This is a genomic window from Flavobacterium sp. CSZ, assembly GCF_015350725.1.
In the GTDB taxonomy this organism is placed as follows: domain Bacteria; phylum Bacteroidota; class Bacteroidia; order Flavobacteriales; family Flavobacteriaceae; genus Flavobacterium.
Map to the genome: position 1 here is coordinate 140,162 of NZ_JADKPQ010000008.1, position 17,328 is coordinate 157,489.

Genomic DNA, 17,328 nt, shown 5'->3' on the forward strand with positions numbered 1-17,328 from the left:
AAAATCTAAAATTAAATCTGCTTTAATCTTTTTAAATCTGCGTGAAACAAAAAAGTTTTAATCTTTGAAATTAAAAACTTTAAAAAAAAATAATTCGTTACAAAAAAACAAACCAAATAAAAAGTGGGCGAAATGAATAAAAAAAGACTTTTAATTATTGATGATGACTCTAGAAATATTTTTGCTTTAGAACACACTTTACGTGCGAAATCATTTGATTGCTTGTCTTGTTTAAGTGCTGAAGAAGCATTAAAATTATTGAGTACTGATGAACACATCGATGCTGTCCTGATCGATATGATGATGCCCGAAATGGATGGTTATGATGCTATTCCGTTAATAAAAGCATTGCCTAACAGGAGATCGACGTTTGTTGTAGCGGTAACGGCGCAGGCGATGGTAGGAGATAAAGAAAAATGTTTAGAGGCTGGGGCAGATGCGTATATATCTAAACCGGTAGATGTAGATAAATTACTGCTTATTTTAGGCAAAATTTAATGGAATATGATTGAGGATATTGAGTTAGAAACGCTCATTAATGAGATATATGAATATTATGGTTTTGACTTTAGTAGTTATTCACGCGCTTCTCTAAAAAGACGTGTAAACAGACTAATTCATCTTGACGGATTTAGGCATTTTCATGAATTTCTTTCCAGGGTTCGTTATGATCCTGAATATTATAAACGAATGATCGACGAAATCACGGTCAATGTTACCGAGATGTTTCGTGATCCTTCCTTTTATGCCGTAGTTCGAAATCAAATATTACCCTTATTAGGTACTAAACCTTTTATTAGATTATGGCACGCAGGATGTTCTACGGGAGAAGAAGTCTACTCGATGGCTATTATGCTAAAAGAAGCCGGTTTGCTGCATAAATCCTTAATTTATGCAACAGACATTAATGCAACGGTTTTAGAAACAGCCAAAAAAGGAATCTTCCCTTTAAGGATGATGAAAGAATACTCAGAAAACTATCGCGATGCAGGCGGACAGGAAGATTTTTCGAATTATTATATTGCCAATTATGGTATTGCCAAGTTTAATGAAGAACTGGCCGAAAAAATGGTCTTCTCACAGCATAATTTAGTTTCAGATACTTCATTTAATGAGTTTGACCTTATTTTATGCCGTAATGTTTTAATTTATTTTGATAATGATCTTCAAAAAAGAGTCATTAATTTATTCGATGAAAGTCTGTCTGTTTTAGGTTTCCTGGCACTTGGAACCAAAGAAACTATAAAATATTCTATTCCTATGAATAAATACAAACAGTTGGATAAAGAAAAAATATGGAGGAAAATAAAATAATATCAGGCTGTAAAGTAGTAATAATAGGCGGATCTGCAGGAAGTTTAAACGCTTTAATGCAAATTTTGCCTGATCTATCACAATTAAATGGTTTTGCCATCGTAATTGTTTTACACAGAAAAAGCACAGATGATCAGACTTTAGAGGAATTAATTGCCCTGAAATCAAGTATTACCGTAAAAATAGTCGAGGATAAAGTGCCCCTTGTGCCAGGATACATCTATGTCGCGCCATCTAATTATCATTTATTATTCGAAAGAAACGATACCCTTTCGTTAGATATATCAGAGAAAATTAATTATAGCCGTCCAAGTATCGATGTTTCGTTTGAATCAGCATCAGAGATTTACAGAGAAGCTTTAATTGGAATTTTATTGTCAGGTTCTAATACCGATGGGACTTATGGTTTAAAAGCCATTAAAGCCGCAGGAGGAACCATTGTCGTACAAAACCCAACCGTAGCAGAGATGCCTTTTATGCCTCATAATGCTATTTTAAACACCAGTCCCGATTTTGTTTTAAACAATCAGGAAATATTAGAGTTTATCAGTGCTATTAATACTTAATAATCCAAATAAAGAGTTGGATGTGCAGTTAGGCTACATATGGTAGAAATTTAGTTTATGATATGCTGGCGTGCCGTAGGTACGCAATAAAGCGATTGATATGGTGTACCTACGGCACGCTAAATCTGTTCCTACATCTGATTTTCTACCAAGATTTTGTGCCTGACGGCACGAATTGTAGACTTTTAATACTATTTTTTAGGTTTAGGCGCTTCATCTTCCGGAAGGACAACCTTATTCAATACAACCTCTTTTTCAGCCCTTCTTTGTGCCGCTTTACCTTTACCTATAGGTATTCCAGCCGTTAAATACAAAGATCTGTTGTATACATTTGGCCTGTCGCCTTTCATTACCGGAACCAGACCATAATAATATTGAACTGTTACGTTTAAACCGTTACCCACATTCATATGATAACCCGCACCAAGTGCCACACCCGCATCAATAACCCGTATCTGATCGCGGATATTCTTTTTATAAATCACATCGTCTTTACCGTATTCTTGTTTAAATTCATCAAAAGTTTTGGCTAATAAACCAAACTGAGGCCCTGTTTTAAGATATATTCTATTTTTAAACTGATATTTAATTAAAATAGGCACATTAAAATACCTGAATTCGCGATTCACACTTCCGCCAGCAAAAGTATTATCCAGATTCGCATCGTTTAAAGAATAAACCGGAATTCCGTGTGCCACCCATAGGCGATTTTACTATTACCCCGTATTGATCATCCAGGCAGGATTTTATTTAGATCGAATGTCAAAATAAAAACTAAGATTAAACCCAACATTCGTTCCCGAAGATTCAAGACCCGAAACGTCAGAGAAATTCGCGCCGCCTTCGAGCCCAAACTCCAAAAAAGGAGAATTTAATTTATCCCCAAAAATTAAAGAAATTAAAACACTTTTATCTTTTTTTTACGAATATCATTTTCAAACATTTAGATTTTTATAATAGAAATAAATGTTACTTTTGTGTTGTGAAATGGATAAACATCATATTGTCGATTTATTTAATGGCACTTTCCAGTATGCCCTGTGCAGATATGGAAGTAAATAGTGCTGCTCATAAAACGGCCCAGTTTTCATCAGAAGCCAATCATACTCATGATAAAGACAATGATTTGTGTTCTCCGTTTTGCGCTTGTAATTGCTGTGGTGCTCAGGTTTTAAGTTATCAGACTGCTGTAAGTTTTGAATTTCCTGTAGCATATTCCATTATTTCAATTCCATTACCCAATTATACCTCAGTTGCTGCTTCCAATTTCTACGGAAGTATTTGGCAACCCCCTCAAATAGCATAATGATTGCCTGATTAAGTTCGGGTTAGAGAGTTGTGGATTTTCCACAGAAGTAATAGGCAAAACTTTGTCTAATTTCTCATGTCATTATACCCTTAAAATGTTAGATAAAATTATACAGTTTAGTATAAAGAATAAGTTTGTTATACTACTATTTACCCTTATATTAATAGCTTGGGGAAGCTATTCGCTCAAACACTTACCACTGGATGCTTTGCCGGATATTACCAATAATCAGGTACAAATTATCACGACAGCACCCACTTTGGCCAGTCAGGAAGTTGAGCAATTAATAACCTATCCGCTGGAGCAAGCCGTAAAAACGGTTCCGGATATTATAGAACTCCGTAGTATTTCGCGTTTCGGATTATCAGTTGTTACCGTTGTTTTCGAAGACGATGTCGATATTTATTGGGCAAGGGAACAAATATTTCAACGCCTAAAACAAGCCGAAGAAAATATTCCCGATTATGCAGGAACTCCTGAATTAGCACCTATTTCGACAGGTTTAGGAGAAATTTACCAATATGATGTATATGCCAAAAAAGGCTACGAAAACAAATACGATGCAGTAAAACTTAGAACCATTCAGGACTGGATTATTATTCCGCAATTGCAGGGCGTCAAAGGCGTTGCAGATGTAAGTACCTGGGGCGGGAAATTAAAACAATACGAAATTGCTGTGAACCCCAATACCCTAAATAGTTTAGGCGTTACAATTACTGAAATTTTTGATGCTTTAGAAAAAAACAACCAAAATACCGGAGGCGCTTATATCGAAAAGGATCAATTAGCCTATTTTATTCGCGGTGTCGGAATGGCAAAAGGAACAAAAGACCTTGGAAATGTCGTGGTAAAAAACCGAAACGGTTCGCCCGTTTTAGTCCGTGATGTTGCCGAAGTTCGTGAAGGCGTTGCCCTGCGTTACGGAGCATCAACCAAAGACGGAAAAGGAGAAATTGTTTCCGGAATGGTTTTGATGTTAAAAGGTGAAAACTCCAGCGCCGTTGTAGACAGAATCAAAGAAAGAATGATTCAGATCAATAAAAGTTTACCCGAAGGTGTTGTTGCCGAAGCTTTTATAGACAGAGGAAAACTAGTCGATAACGCGATCGGAACTGTTACAAAAAACTTATTAGAAGGAGCTTTGATCGTGATTTTTGTCCTGATCTTATTCCTTGGTAATCTTCGTGCGGGTTTAATCGTTGCCTCGGTAATTCCGTTAGCGATGCTTTTTGCTATTATATTAATGAATGCCTTTGGTGTAAGCGGAAACCTAATGAGTCTGGGAGCAATCGATTTTGGAATCATTGTCGACGGAGCTGTAATTATTGTCGAAGCCACAATGCATCATTTGCAGCAATTGAAACGGAAAAAAGAATTATCGCAAGGCGAAATGGATGTTGAAGTTTACAATTCGGCTTCGAAAATCAGAAACAGTGCAGCCTTTGGAGAAATCATCATTTTGATTGTTTATCTGCCTATCCTGGCTTTGGTAGGAACCGAAGGTAAAATGTTCAAACCCATGGCAATGACTGTTGGTTTTGCTGTTGCCGGAGCATTTATCCTTTCGTTGACTTATGTGCCTATGATGAGCGCTTTATTCTTATCTAAAAAGACAGAACACAAAGAAAATTTCAGCGACAGAATGATGGCTTGTTTAGAGGCATTTTATACTCCATTATTAGAAAAAGCACTGCAATTTAAAAAGATTGTTTTAGGAATTGCATTGGGTCTATTTGCCTTGGGATTAATTGTTTTTAATAGTATGGGAGGAGAATTTATCCCGACTATCGAAGAAGGAGATTTAGCCATAAACGCCACTATTATGACCGGCAGTTCACTTACGCAGATGGTAGAAACCACCACGAAATACGAGCAAATATTAAAAGCAAAATTTCCGGAGATAAAAACAATAGTAACCAAAATAGGAAGTGGGGAAATCCCCACAGATCCTATGCCTATTGAAAGTGGCGATTTGATTATTGTTCTAAAGGACAAAAAAGAATGGGGACGAAAATATCACAATTGGGAAGAACTGGCTAATGCCATGAAAGAAGAAATGGAAGTCATTCCGGGAGCCAATATTGAGATTTCACAGCCTATACAAATGCGTTTCAATGAATTAATGACCGGAAGCCGAAGCGATATCGCCATCAAAATTTTTGGTGATGATCTGGAAATTCTGGATGCCAAAGCAGCCGAGTTAATTTCGAAGATAAAAAGCATCGAAGGAATTGGAGATTTAAAAGCGGATAAAGTAACGGGTTTACCTCAAATTACCATCAAATATGATTACAATAAAATCGCTTTATACGGTTTGAATATTTCAGATATCAATAGAATTATCCGTTCATCATTTGCTGGAGAAAGCGCCGGAAAAATCTACGACGAAAGCAAAAGATTTGATGTTGTAGTGAGAATGAACGAAGGCAATCGCGCTGATATTACCGATGTGAGTAATTTGTTTATTCCGTTACCAAACGGGCAGCAAGTACCACTTTCGCAAGTTGCAACGGTTGATTATGAGCAAGGCCCTGTACAAGTAGTTCGTGAAGACGGAAAACGCAGAATCACCGTTGGATTAAACGTTCGCGGCCGCGACATAAAAAGTGTAGTAGAGGAAATTCAGCAAAAACTGGATAAAAACTTTAAACTTCCTGCGGGTTATTACGTGACCTATGGCGGTCAGTTCGAGAATTTAATCGAAGCCACCAAACGACTTTCGATCGCTTTGCCAATCGCTTTAGGATTAATATTAGTATTGCTTTATTTCACTTTTAAAAGTTTCAAACAAGCAGGACTAATTTTTACTGCAATTCCGTTATCAGCCATCGGTGGTGTTTTTGCGCTCTGGATGCGTGGAATGCCGTTTAGTATTTCGGCAGGAATTGGTTTTATAGCCCTCTTCGGAATCGCGGTTCTAAACGGAATCGTATTGATCTCGTATTTCAATCAACTAAAAACCGAAGGAATATCAGATCCGCTGCAAAGAGTTTTAATAGGAACCAAAACGAGATTACGCCCTGTTTTAATGACGGCTGCCGTAGCCTCTTTAGGATTTTTACCAATGGCATTGTCAACGAGTGGAGGAGCAGAGGTGCAAAAACCTTTAGCAACCGTAGTAATTGGCGGTTTATTCTCAGCCACATTATTGACGCTGATTGTTTTACCGATTTTGTATTTGCTGTTGGAAAGTAGGTTTAACCGCAAAGAGCGCGAGGATTTACGCGAAGAACGCAATGAAATTTAAAAATAGGAAAAAATGTTTCACGCAGATTATGCAGATTGAAGCAGATTTAAATTAAAATATTATAAAAAATAATCTGCGCATATCAGCTTAAATTTTTTAAAAATCTGCGTGAAACAAAAATTACAAGAGAAAAATGAAAAGTATAAAATATAATATAAACACAAACACCTTTGCGAACTTTGCGAAAAACCTTTTGCGAACTTTGCGGTTAGGTACGTTCCTATTGATAAGTACAGTATCATCGGCACAAGAAAAAATCACTCTTGAAAAAGCCATAGAACTTGCCAAATCAAACAACATCGATTTAAAAATTGCCGATAAGGAAATAGAAAGACAAACCGTTCTGAAAAAGACCGCATTTCAGCCGGAACCGCTACAAGTGCAATATCAGGGCGGACAATTCAATAGTGTGGATTATGACCACAACGTTTCGGTGCAGCAGTTTTTTCCACTGGGAAGCATCACCAAAGCCAATCGTCAATTGCAGGAGGAATTGGTAAAACTGGCCGAAAAACGTAAAGCCTTATCTTCTTATGAAATCGAAAAAGCCGTAACCTTGGCCTATTATCAATATTTGTATGGTGTTTCGATTCAGAAATTAAACTCGGAACTCAATGATATTTATACCAAATTCTTAAAGAATGCAGAACTCCGTTTTCAAACCGGAGAAAGCGGAAACATTGAAGTTATTAGTGCTAAAGCGAAAGTAAAAGAGATCGAAACGCAAAAAGCACAATTAGAATTTGATTTGGCAATTTACCAAAAGCAATTGCAGTTTTTTGTTCAGACTGATGAAAATATTGTTCCCGATGATAAAACAGCATTACAATATACTATTATAAAAGAAGAAGGAAATTCGAAAGCAGAAAACTTAATGAGCGATTATTACCAGCAGCAAATTTCGGTTTCTCAAAAAGAAGCCAATACGTATAAAGCCATGCGAATTCCGAAAATAGGAATAGGTTATTTTGCGCAAACAATCGACACCAAATCATTGTATCAGGGATTTACTGCCGGATTGCAAATTCCGTTGTTTGGAGGCGTGAATACAGCCAGAGCACAGGCTTCGGCGATTAGTATTTCGCAATCGAAATTGGCTTTAGATAAAAATAAACTAACGCTGAATCTGCAAAGACAAGAGTTACAAAACAATTATGCAAAACAGCAAAAAGCATTAGATTATTTCCAGAAAGAAGGATTGCAATATGCAGATCAGATTATCACTACTGCGCAAAAAAGTTATGCCAATGGCGATATGAGTTATTGGGCGTACATCAGTTTTTTGAATCAGGCAATTGATATTAAAAAACAATATACAGAGGCGACTCATAATTTTAATCAAAGTGCCATCGAGTTTCAATTTCCAACCATCAAAAACAATTAAAATGAAAAATATATTTAATTATCTAACCGCAAAGAACGCTAAGGTTGTATCGCAAAGGTCGCAAAGTTTAATTTCCTTACGTGCTTCGCGCTTTTTCTTTGGGTGCATTGCGGTTATATCTTTCGCATCTTGTAATGAAAAGAAAGCAGAAGAGCCACAAGAAGAAGAAAAATCGCAAACAGAAGTAGCTCTAAATGAATCGCAATACAAAACCGTCGGCATCGAAACAGGATTTGTAGAAAACAGAAACCTGAACAAAGTCATAAAAGCCAACGGTTATACTACAGTTCCGCCACAAAATTCTGCCGAAGTTTCGACTTTGATAGGAGGAACCGTGAAGGATATTTTTGTTTTGGAAGGTACTTATGTCAACAAAGGAAAGGTTTTGGCAACGATTCAGAATCTGGAAGTGATTGAAATGCAGGAAGATTATCATTCGGCTACAGCCAATATCGAATACTTGCAATTAGAATACAACCGTCAGAAAACCTTAAGCGATGAAAATGTAAACCCAAGGAAAGTTTTTCAGGAAGTAAAATCAAAACTGGCAGCAGAAAGAGCCAGAGCACAGGCAGCAAAAAATAAATTAGATGCCTTGCACGTGAGTACAAAAGGCAGTACTTCGTTAGTGCCAATTGTAGCGCCAATAAGCGGTTATGTTGGGAATATAAAAATTGCAAAAGGAGCCTACGCACAAACCGGAGTAACATTGTTTGAAGTTGTTGATAATACTCAAATGCACTTAGACTTAAATGTGTATGAGAAAGATTTAGGCTCTATTTCGATCGGACAGATAATTGATTTTGTATTGACCAATCAGTCGAACAAATCGATAAAAGGAAAAATCTTCGGGATCAATAAATCTTTTTCTAACGAAAGTAAAACCGTTGCCGTTCATGCCAAAATCGAATCAGATGACGCAAAAGGACTGATTCCGGGAATGTACGTTTCGGCGAATATCAACATTACCAATGCGACTGTTCCTGCTGTACCAAAAGATGCTGTGGTTCGAAATGCAGATAAGTATTTTGTCTATATTCAGGAAGACGAACACGAAGAACATGAGAAACACGAAGAAAATAAAGGTGAAACAGAAACGCCTCATGAAAAAGAAATTCATTTTAAAGCCATCGAAGTGATTCCCGGAACAACAGACTTAGGTTTTACAGAAATAAAGTTTGTAGATGAAATTCCTGCCAATGCAAAAATTGTAACAAAAGGCGCTTTTTATTTGCTTTCGGCAATGAAAGGCGGAGGGGAGCATAGTCACTAATTTTTTTTAGTTGCTAAGTTGCTGAGTTACTAAGATGCTAAGTTTTTTAGCTGGTGTAGAATTTGCTCGCAAAGTCGCAGAGCCGCAAATTTTTTCTTGTATTATGTTTTTAAGTTTTATGAGAGAAAATCAAAGAAACTTAAAAAACTTTGCGGCTCTGCGACTTTGCGAGATTAAATAAAACGCTGCCTATAGACAATTCGCTCAAAATCCGTAAATTTAGAACATATTTAAACAAAGTTTAAACTTTAAACAAATAACATTTGAGACTCATTTTATGGAACATATACATACAGAAGAAAAAATAACAAAAAAGAAACCAAAACAATCTACCTGCTGTTGTTCACATGACGAACCCGTTCATTCTAATAATGACGGACACGATCACGGAGATGGAGACGGTCACGATCATGAACACAACGCTGAGGGCGGTTTGTTTAAAATATTTTTACCGGCGATAATCTCATTGGTATTACTGCTTATTGGGATTGGTCTGGATAATTATTTTCCGCAAACCTGGTTTACGGGTTATGTTAGAATTGCCTGGTATATCGTGGCTTATTTGCCTGTTGGACTTCCGGTTTTGAGAGAAGCTTACGAAAGCATCATGAAAGGTGATGTTTTCTCAGAGTTTTTCCTGATGTGTATTGCGACAATTGGTGCTTTTGCCATTGGCGAATATCCCGAAGGTGTTGCTGTAATGCTGTTTTACACCATTGGAGAAAACTTTCAGGGATTGGCCGTAAGCCGTGCAAAATCGAATATAAAAAGCCTGTTGGATCAGCGCCCTGACGAAGTAAATGTTTTAGAAAATAACGTTGCTACAAAAGTAAAAGCGGCAGATGTTACGATAGGATCTGTAATTCAGCTTAAAGCAGGAGAAAAATTAGGTCTGGATGGCGAATTACTATCAGATTCTGCTTCGTTTAATACCGCAGCATTAACGGGTGAAAGCAAACCGGATACCAAGGTAAAAGGAGAAACTGTTCTGGCCGGAATGATCAACGGAAACACGATTGCTTTAGTAAAAGTAACAACGGCTTATAAAGACAGCAAGCTTTCTAAGATCTTGGAAATGGTACAAAATGCCACGACCAAAAAAGCTCCAGCCGAATTATTTATCAGAAAATTTGCTAAGATTTATACGCCAATCGTGGTGTATCTGGCAATTGCGATTTGTGTATTGCCATGGCTTTTTGTAGACAATTATGTCTTTAGTGACTGGCTGTACAGAGCTTTGGTATTCCTTGTAATTTCATGTCCTTGTGCATTGGTAATTAGTATTCCGTTAGGATATTTTGGCGGAATTGGCGCTGCAAGTAAAAACGGAATCCTGTTTAAAGGAAGTAATTTTTTGGATAGCATTTCAACCATTCAGAATGTGGTGATGGATAAAACCGGAACCATGACCGAAGGTGTTTTTAAAGTTCAGGAAGTTATTATTCAGGAAGGTTTTGATAAAGCTGAGATTCTGAAACTCGTTAATGTTCTGGAAAGCCAAAGTACGCATCCTGTGGCAACGGCCATTCACAATCATGTGGGACAGATTGATGCTTCAATTGAATTGAAAAATGTAGAAGAAATTTCCGGACATGGTTTAAAAGCCGAAATCAACGGAAAAGAATTGCATGTTGGGAATTTCAAACTGATGGATAAATTCAAGATTCAATATGATATCGATCCAAATTCAGTGGTGTATACTACGATTGCCATTGCCTACGATAATAAATTCGCAGGATATTTGACTATTGCCGATGAAATAAAAGAAGATGCTCAGGAAGCAGTAAGCAAACTAAAAGCATTAGGCGTTAAGGTAACCATGCTGAGTGGTGATAAAACAAATGTGGTACAATTTGTTGCTGATAAATTAGGAATCGCAAATGCTTTTGGAGATTTACTTCCGGAAGATAAAGTGAATAAACTCAACGAGATTAAAGCCAAAAACGAAACGGTAGCTTTTGTGGGCGATGGTGTAAATGATGCACCTGTAATAGCCTTAAGCACCGTAGGAATTGCAATGGGAGGTTTAGGAAGCGATGCCACGATCGAAACTGCCGATGTGGTGATTCAGGACGATAGACCAAGCAAGATTGCAATGGCGATCAATATTGGGAAACAAACCAAAAAAATCGTTTGGCAGAATATTACTTTGGCTTTTGTAGTAAAAGCTTTTGTATTAATTCTGGGTGCGGGCGGACTTGCCACGATGTGGGAAGCTGTTTTTGCTGATGTTGGAGTGGCTTTGTTAGCGATATTAAATGCCGTGAGAATTCAGAAAATGAAGTTTAATAATTTCACTTAAATAAAAAAATCCCAATTCATTCGTTTGAATTGGGATTTTCTATTTATTACAATTAAACTGTTGGTTGTAATTCAAAAAAAAAAATAAAAACATAGAAACATAGGTTTTAGATGTTTAAAGAGTGCGAAAAAAAGAAACTAGTTTCTTCACACATAGTCCCGATAGCTAGCGGGATTAGTTAATGTGAGTGAAACGCCTTTTATAATTTTACATAATCTATGGTTCTATGTGTTTTAAAAAAAGGATCCAAGGGTTTACAATTACTTCTTCAAATGTTTTTGTTCCTGAATTTCTCCATTACCGAAAGACCAATTCTCTAAACCATTATTTTCTAATAAAACAATGATCACATTATTGATCAAAATTTCGGTTGAAGTTGAAATTCTCGAAGCAATTTGATGGTATAATTTTTTCTTTTGTTCTAATGTTCTTCCTTGTCCGGCCGTGATTTGCACATAAACAATATCTTCAGAATGTGAAATACCAAGATAACTTTCAGGATATTTTATCTGATGTGGTTCCAATTCTTCAATGACATGAAAATAATCGTCCTTTGGGATATTAAATTCTGTTATCAAAGATTGATGAATCGATTCTGAAATAGTATTTTTTGTTTCTAATGAAAGCTTTTTAGGAAGGCTGATTCTAACGAATGGCATTTTGTTTTTATTTAAATTTTTATAAAAATAAGGAATTGTAAGCGATGAAAAATAAGAATCGGATTAAAATTTTAATTCAATTTTAGTTCCTTTATTTTCAATTTTAACTTTGGTAATATTACTTTCAGAAGGTGTTTGCGTAGGATACCAGTTTCTATTCGGTTTAACCATAATCAACAAACCTTCATCATTACCAACGGCAGCAAAAAGTTCACTATTGGCATTTTTAGAAAAGAATGCTAAACCGTGTTCTGCAATTAGTTGTTTTCCTAATTCTAAAGGATTTTCATTCACAATTCCTATTTCGCTTATATTTAGAATAGCTTTAGAACTGAATGCTTCTGTTTGTGCATTATCAAGATCATGTCGGGCAATGAATTCTAATAAATTGCCATTATTATCATAGAAATAAACAGCATTGGCATTCCAGTTTTCGAAATTGGTAATGACTTTTTGATCTTCAATAAAAATTAGATCTACTTTACTTTTACACCATTCGATAGCTTCGTCTAATTTGTTTTCCGGGATATTAAAAGCAAAATGATAGATAGATTTAAACTCTGGATTTTCAACGAATTCCAAAACCGAATTACCTGCCTGAATACTCACAAAGTCTTTGGTTTTTTCTATAATAGGAAGATCAAGAATGTTTTTATAAAAAGTGGCAGTTTGTTCTATATTGTTGGATTGAATTTGAATGTGTGCTAACTTCATGGTGGTATTTTTTCAAGAAGGAAAAGCTTCCTTTCGTTTCAAACAAATTTAAGAAAAGATAGAAGTATTACGATCAGCAGACTATTTTATACTTCGATGAAAGAATAGTAAATTATGATAAGAGTTTCTCCTATTATAATACGTAATTTTTTAAACACATAGGATCATAGATTTTGTAAAATTATAAAAGGCGTTTCACTCACATTAACTAATCCCGATAGCTATCGGGACTATGTGTGAAGAAACTAGTTTCTTTTTTTTATATCCTTTTAAACATCTAAAACCTATGTTTCTATGTGTGTAAAATAGAAAAGCCCATTTCAATTATGAAATAGGCTTTCCGGATTTGAAAAATTTGGGGCAATTTACAAATCGTTTAATGTAATTTATTTTGGCATTTCCGGTACCATAATTCTTCGTGTTGGCGTGCTTAATGTTTCTATAAATGCCAAAAGATCGTTGATTTCTTCTTTATTTAAATCTAATTTTCGAAGCATTGGATCTACTTTTGGAATTAATGAATCTCTTGCAGTTCCCAGATATTTTTTCTGAACTGGCGATGGATTTCCTAAATTGTACAATTCGACAACATCCAGCAAAGAAGGAAAATGCCCGTGATGCATCCAGGGTTTTGTATTGGCCACTTCACGCAATGTTGGCGTTCTGAATTTACCAATGTCTTTTACATCTTTGGTCACATTATATCTCCCGAAATCTTCATTTTTTGTTCCGAATAAAGTCTGACCGTCATTATGAAACTGATTGTCGCTAAAATAAGGTGTATTATGACAATTGATGCATTGCGCTTTGGTTCTGAACAAATGTAGACCTTTTACCTGCGAATCGGTATAAGCATCAGATTTTCCGCTTACAAACTGATCAAATTTACTTTTTGGACTATTAATAGATCTTTCGAAAGTAGCAATTGCATATTGTATTCTTTGCAATGAAACCTTTTTGTCTCCAAAAGCAGCTTCAAAAAGCGGTTTATACCCTTTTATTTTGGCAATTTTATCAACTGCAATTGTCAGTTTTTCATTCATCTCGAGAGGATCTCCAATCGGGAATTGCGCCTGATCTTCAAGACTTGAAGCACGACCGTCCCAAAATAAAGAAGTAGCATACGCCGAGTTAAGAATCGTCATCGAATTACGTTTTCCGGTTTGACGATCATGGCCAAAAGAACGCGTTAAATTATCTGTCCACCCCAATTCAGGATTATGGCAGGAAGCGCATGCAATTTGTCCGCTTGTAGATAATCTGGGATCAAAAAACAGTATTTTACCCAGACTTTCTTTTTCCTTAGAATACGGATTATAAGAAGGATAGGGAACAGCAGGGAGCACACCAATATCCTGAAATTGAGATTTATCGACATTTTTGTGTAATTCCGCCGCCGGCCATTTCGTAGCATCTCCGCCGGAATACAGTTTTCGCAATTCCTGAATGTCAATGTAATCAGGCTGTTCAACGCTTTTGTAGGCCGTTAAACTCACGAGGAATAGGATAGGGACGATTAGTTTTTTCAATTCTTTTGTTTTTGTATGATTTGTTTCAGGTTTTAGGTTTCAGTTTTCAGTTTCAGTTCGTTTTTCAGAAAACTTTGTCAAAGTTGTAAACTTTGACAAAGTTACTGCGACTGCGACTAAAATCTAAAGCGCAACTTCCTTAGGACATTCAATGCTTAAAGCAGCCGGTTTTGGATATGTTTTGTTATTGTACATTCTGTATTGTGTCGAAACAGTTCCTCCAAAAAGTGCTTCGTTTGTAAGTTTCAGTTCGAAAGAAATTTCAAATAAACCTGCACTGATTTCTTGGTAAGTACCTTCTCCGGCGATTTCGATATTATGACTGTTTTTATTGGTTCCTGCAATGGTAATATATTGCGGAATCACCAATACTTTCCCCTGAGTTTTACTGTTTCCGTTCTCTGGGAAAAATTCTAATGCTGAGGTAATATTGAATCCTGGAGAGCTTGCTGCAGCTACTGCTTCATTACTAAACCATCTTTTTAAATTAAAGGAATTGGTTGTTGAGGTACCTGTTACAACATTAAATCCAATTTTGAATGCATCATGATAAACATCATCATTAGGATTGGCCGTTTCTTTATCGCTATATAAAATGGCATTTTCATTGTCTTTTGTTACTACAACAGGAAACGTAAAGGCATTATAAGCCTGCCACGCACAAGTACCGCTTCTATCAAACCAGGTTTCGCCATAAGTCAGGTAAAACTGACTGGATAAATCGTAAAATTTAGATGCCGGATTTGCATTAACATCTCTGGGTGATCGTGTAGGTTTTATGATCTGCAATACCGTATTTCCTGTAGCAACATAATTGGGCGTATTGGTTAATGTTAATTTGGTTTCATAACGCACATCCGGATTTTGGATATCTTCTAATAGAGTTAAATGATAGTTGATGGAGCTTCTGTTATCTCCAAAATCATCATGCGTTAACGAGTAATCAAAGCCATCAAGAAATTTAAAGATACTGGCATTTTCGATTTCAGACGGAATAAATCCGTTAGGAAAATTTACTTTAAAATCGATTTTTTCGCCCACTTCTCCTTTAATCAAATATTGGCCCACAGGAAATGTATAAGCTGTACTTATTTCGCCCAGGGTAATGGTAAAAGTATCATTTGGATATTCAGTATTCAGGTTTCCAATATGAATTTCAGGATCAGATACCGTTTCCAATTTTAAAGAAATACTTTGATTTGCTGCCCATCTTTTATCGAATGAAACAAAAACAGTATCCGTTAATTTACTTCCTTCAAATACTAACTGATTCACCGGATTTACGGTAAAACTTTCATTATCATTTGTTGATGAAACAGCACTAAAATTGACCGTTACAGCACTTTTTAAATAACGGGTAGTTAAAGCAACCGGTATTTTCAACGTTTTTACGGAACTGTTTAGATAAGTAGATTGAGGTGCCAGACTTCCGTTTACAGCAGGATATTCTAAGGGTACGTTATCCTTTGTTAAAAAATTAAATCTGACAAAAGGATCTATCTCAGAACCTAATTTATAATCGTCTTTTGAGCAAGAAGTTATTAGTAAGGTTATAAACAATATGCTAAATATCTTAATACGAGTCATTTTGTTGTAAGTTAGGGTTAAGATTAGTGTTGAATGTTGGTATTGGCAGAACAAATTTTAAAGAAGGATATGTCATACTGCAGCTAGTAGAAATACAACCGTCATTTCTGGAAATATTTTTATGATTGCGCACGAGATCAAAGAACAAATGACCTTCAAAACAAAGTTCTTTTCTTCTTTCTAAAAGAATATTCTCTTTAAGATTAGCTGTATTGGTTAGCAAGGTCGCATTTGCACGGGCACGAATAGTATTAATATCTGCCATTGCTTCACTTGCTTTATTGGTTTCCAAAGCTGCTTCGGCACGGATTAAATACATTTCGCTTAATCTAAAAGCTACATAACCGGCATTATTTTGGAATTTTTTAGTAAAGTTGTAATTCATAGGCGTAAGAACGCCATTTACTAATGTTTGAAGTGATTGTGTAAGAAATAGTTGTTTTCTTAAATCTGTATTTTCATAAAGAGTAACCAAATCATCAGAAGCAACATATTTATTGTAACTGGTTGCCGAAGTATATCCAAAATAACTTGACATAGAATTGCCGGCAATACCTTCTGAATCTCTTGGAATCGAAAATTCTAATAAAATTTCAGAAACCGGAAGATCTGTTTTTGCCCATTCTGCAAGGTAATTTTCTTTCTCTGTTAACCTAACCCCGGAATTTATGATGACATCATTTGCAGTTTCGTAAGCATTTGTCCAGTCATTTTTTTGCAGATAAACTCTGGCAAGCAGTGCTTTTGCACTATTAACGTTGAAATAAGAGTAAACGGGACCTGAAAGTACCAAAACAGAGTAATTATCAATTGCTGTTTTTAGATCGGTTATAATTAAATTATACGTATTGGCTACAGTTTCTCTTTCGGGATATTCTATTCCTGCTTTTATTGATTTTGTGTTGTAAACAATCCCTAAATGAGAAGCATCTGAGGTATAACTGTAATTTTGGCTGTAAACCTGCGATAAAAGAAAATGTGCATAAGCTCTTATGGTCAATGCTTCTGCTTTAATTTGTTTCTTTTCTTCGTCAGTCGCATCGGTTAGGGCGGGAGTATATTCTAAAATTAAGTTAGCCTGATTGATGATATCATAACTTCCGTCATAAAATGATTTGTAATTACTGGTAAGCGCCAGATCATCAAAAGAATAAACCTGCTCAATATTCCCTGATGGAGAAATTTGCCCTCTGCTGCTTCCGGAAGCCGTTGGGGTAAATTTTAAATTTCCTCCTTGCAAATCAGCATAAACAGCAAAACGGTCATTTTTTACATTGGCTTCAAGCTCTGTATAAAGTCCGGTTAAAGCAGTTACTACTCCTTGCTTGTTTTGCAAAAGCTCATCGATAGAGGTTTGAGTTCCGGGTTCCTGTTCTAAGAAATCACTGCAGCTTTGTAGTGAGAATATCAGGAAAAAAAGTGTGATGTATTTTGAATATTTCAT

The 17,328-nt window shown here is 36.0% G+C and carries 14 protein-coding genes; 8 read left to right on the plus strand and 6 right to left on the minus strand.

Features of this window, described 5'->3' with window-relative positions; genetic code table 11:
• The first annotated feature begins 132 nt into the window (after positions 1-132).
• The 3 genes from IRZ78_RS11285 to IRZ78_RS11295 are packed head-to-tail and all read left to right on the plus strand — an operon-like array spanning position 133 to position 1,880.
• Positions 133-498 carry a response regulator gene (locus tag IRZ78_RS11285; protein ID WP_194616642.1) on the plus strand — a complete coding sequence of 122 codons (366 nt, stop codon included), beginning with the start codon at positions 133-135 and terminating at the stop codon, positions 496-498.
• Positions 499-504: 6 nt separating this feature from the next.
• A complete protein-coding gene (locus IRZ78_RS11290; protein ID WP_194616643.1) occupies positions 505-1,314 on the plus strand; it encodes a protein-glutamate O-methyltransferase CheR in 810 nt (269 codons plus the stop codon).
• Entirely contained in the window at positions 1,296-1,880 is a 585-nt protein-coding gene (locus IRZ78_RS11295; protein ID WP_194616644.1) for a chemotaxis protein CheB, read from the plus strand. The genes IRZ78_RS11290 and IRZ78_RS11295 overlap by 19 nt, the downstream gene beginning before the upstream one ends.
• 191 nt (positions 1,881-2,071) lie before the next feature.
• Here the strand turns inward: IRZ78_RS11295 and IRZ78_RS11300 are convergent, their stop codons facing one another.
• Positions 2,072-2,578, minus strand: coding sequence for an outer membrane beta-barrel protein (locus IRZ78_RS11300; protein ID WP_347349826.1), 507 nt, complete (start codon positions 2,576-2,578; stop codon positions 2,072-2,074).
• Between the two features lie 284 nt (positions 2,579-2,862).
• Between IRZ78_RS11300 and IRZ78_RS11305 the strand changes: the two genes are divergently transcribed.
• The 5 genes from IRZ78_RS11305 (at position 2,863) to IRZ78_RS11325 (ending at position 11,395) form a co-directional block, all read left to right on the plus strand.
• Entirely contained in the window at positions 2,863-3,186 is a 324-nt protein-coding gene (locus IRZ78_RS11305; RefSeq protein ID WP_229029294.1) for a DUF6660 family protein, read from the plus strand.
• 97 nt (positions 3,187-3,283) lie between these two features.
• Positions 3,284-6,436, plus strand: a complete 3,153-nt coding sequence (locus IRZ78_RS11310; RefSeq protein ID WP_194616645.1) for a CusA/CzcA family heavy metal efflux RND transporter — start codon at positions 3,284-3,286, stop codon at positions 6,434-6,436.
• Positions 6,437-6,569: 133 nt separating this feature from the next.
• The gene (locus IRZ78_RS11315) at positions 6,570-7,820 is read left to right on the plus strand and encodes a TolC family protein (RefSeq protein ID WP_194616646.1); all 1,251 of its coding nucleotides are present in this window, start codon (positions 6,570-6,572) and stop codon (positions 7,818-7,820) included.
• A 1-nt stretch (position 7,821) separates the two neighbouring features.
• Positions 7,822-9,093, plus strand: coding sequence for an efflux RND transporter periplasmic adaptor subunit (locus IRZ78_RS11320; protein ID WP_194616647.1), 1,272 nt, complete (start codon positions 7,822-7,824; stop codon positions 9,091-9,093).
• 277 nt (positions 9,094-9,370) lie between these two features.
• Positions 9,371-11,395 carry a heavy metal translocating P-type ATPase gene (locus tag IRZ78_RS11325; protein WP_194616648.1) on the plus strand — a complete coding sequence of 675 codons (2,025 nt, stop codon included), beginning with the start codon at positions 9,371-9,373 and terminating at the stop codon, positions 11,393-11,395.
• Positions 11,396-11,655: 260 nt separating this feature from the next.
• On the opposite strand, the gene IRZ78_RS11330 is transcribed toward IRZ78_RS11325, so the two are convergent.
• The 5 genes from IRZ78_RS11330 to IRZ78_RS11350 form a co-directional block, all read right to left on the minus strand.
• Positions 11,656-12,054 (minus strand): tautomerase family protein, encoded by a 399-nt coding sequence (locus tag IRZ78_RS11330; RefSeq protein ID WP_194616649.1) that lies wholly within the window; start codon positions 12,052-12,054, stop codon positions 11,656-11,658.
• 63 nt (positions 12,055-12,117) lie between these two features.
• The gene (locus tag IRZ78_RS11335) at positions 12,118-12,768 is read right to left on the minus strand and encodes a VOC family protein (protein ID WP_194616650.1); all 651 of its coding nucleotides are present in this window, start codon (positions 12,766-12,768) and stop codon (positions 12,118-12,120) included.
• Between the two features lie 386 nt (positions 12,769-13,154).
• Positions 13,155-14,297, minus strand: coding sequence for a cytochrome c peroxidase (locus tag IRZ78_RS11340; protein WP_194616651.1), 1,143 nt, complete (start codon positions 14,295-14,297; stop codon positions 13,155-13,157).
• A 123-nt stretch (positions 14,298-14,420) separates the two neighbouring features.
• Positions 14,421-15,884 carry a hypothetical protein gene (locus tag IRZ78_RS11345; protein ID WP_194616652.1) on the minus strand — a complete coding sequence of 488 codons (1,464 nt, stop codon included), beginning with the start codon at positions 15,882-15,884 and terminating at the stop codon, positions 14,421-14,423.
• Positions 15,871-17,328 carry a RagB/SusD family nutrient uptake outer membrane protein gene (locus tag IRZ78_RS11350; protein ID WP_228520439.1) on the minus strand — a complete coding sequence of 486 codons (1,458 nt, stop codon included), beginning with the start codon at positions 17,326-17,328 and terminating at the stop codon, positions 15,871-15,873. Before IRZ78_RS11350 ends, IRZ78_RS11345 begins: the two co-directional genes overlap by 14 nt.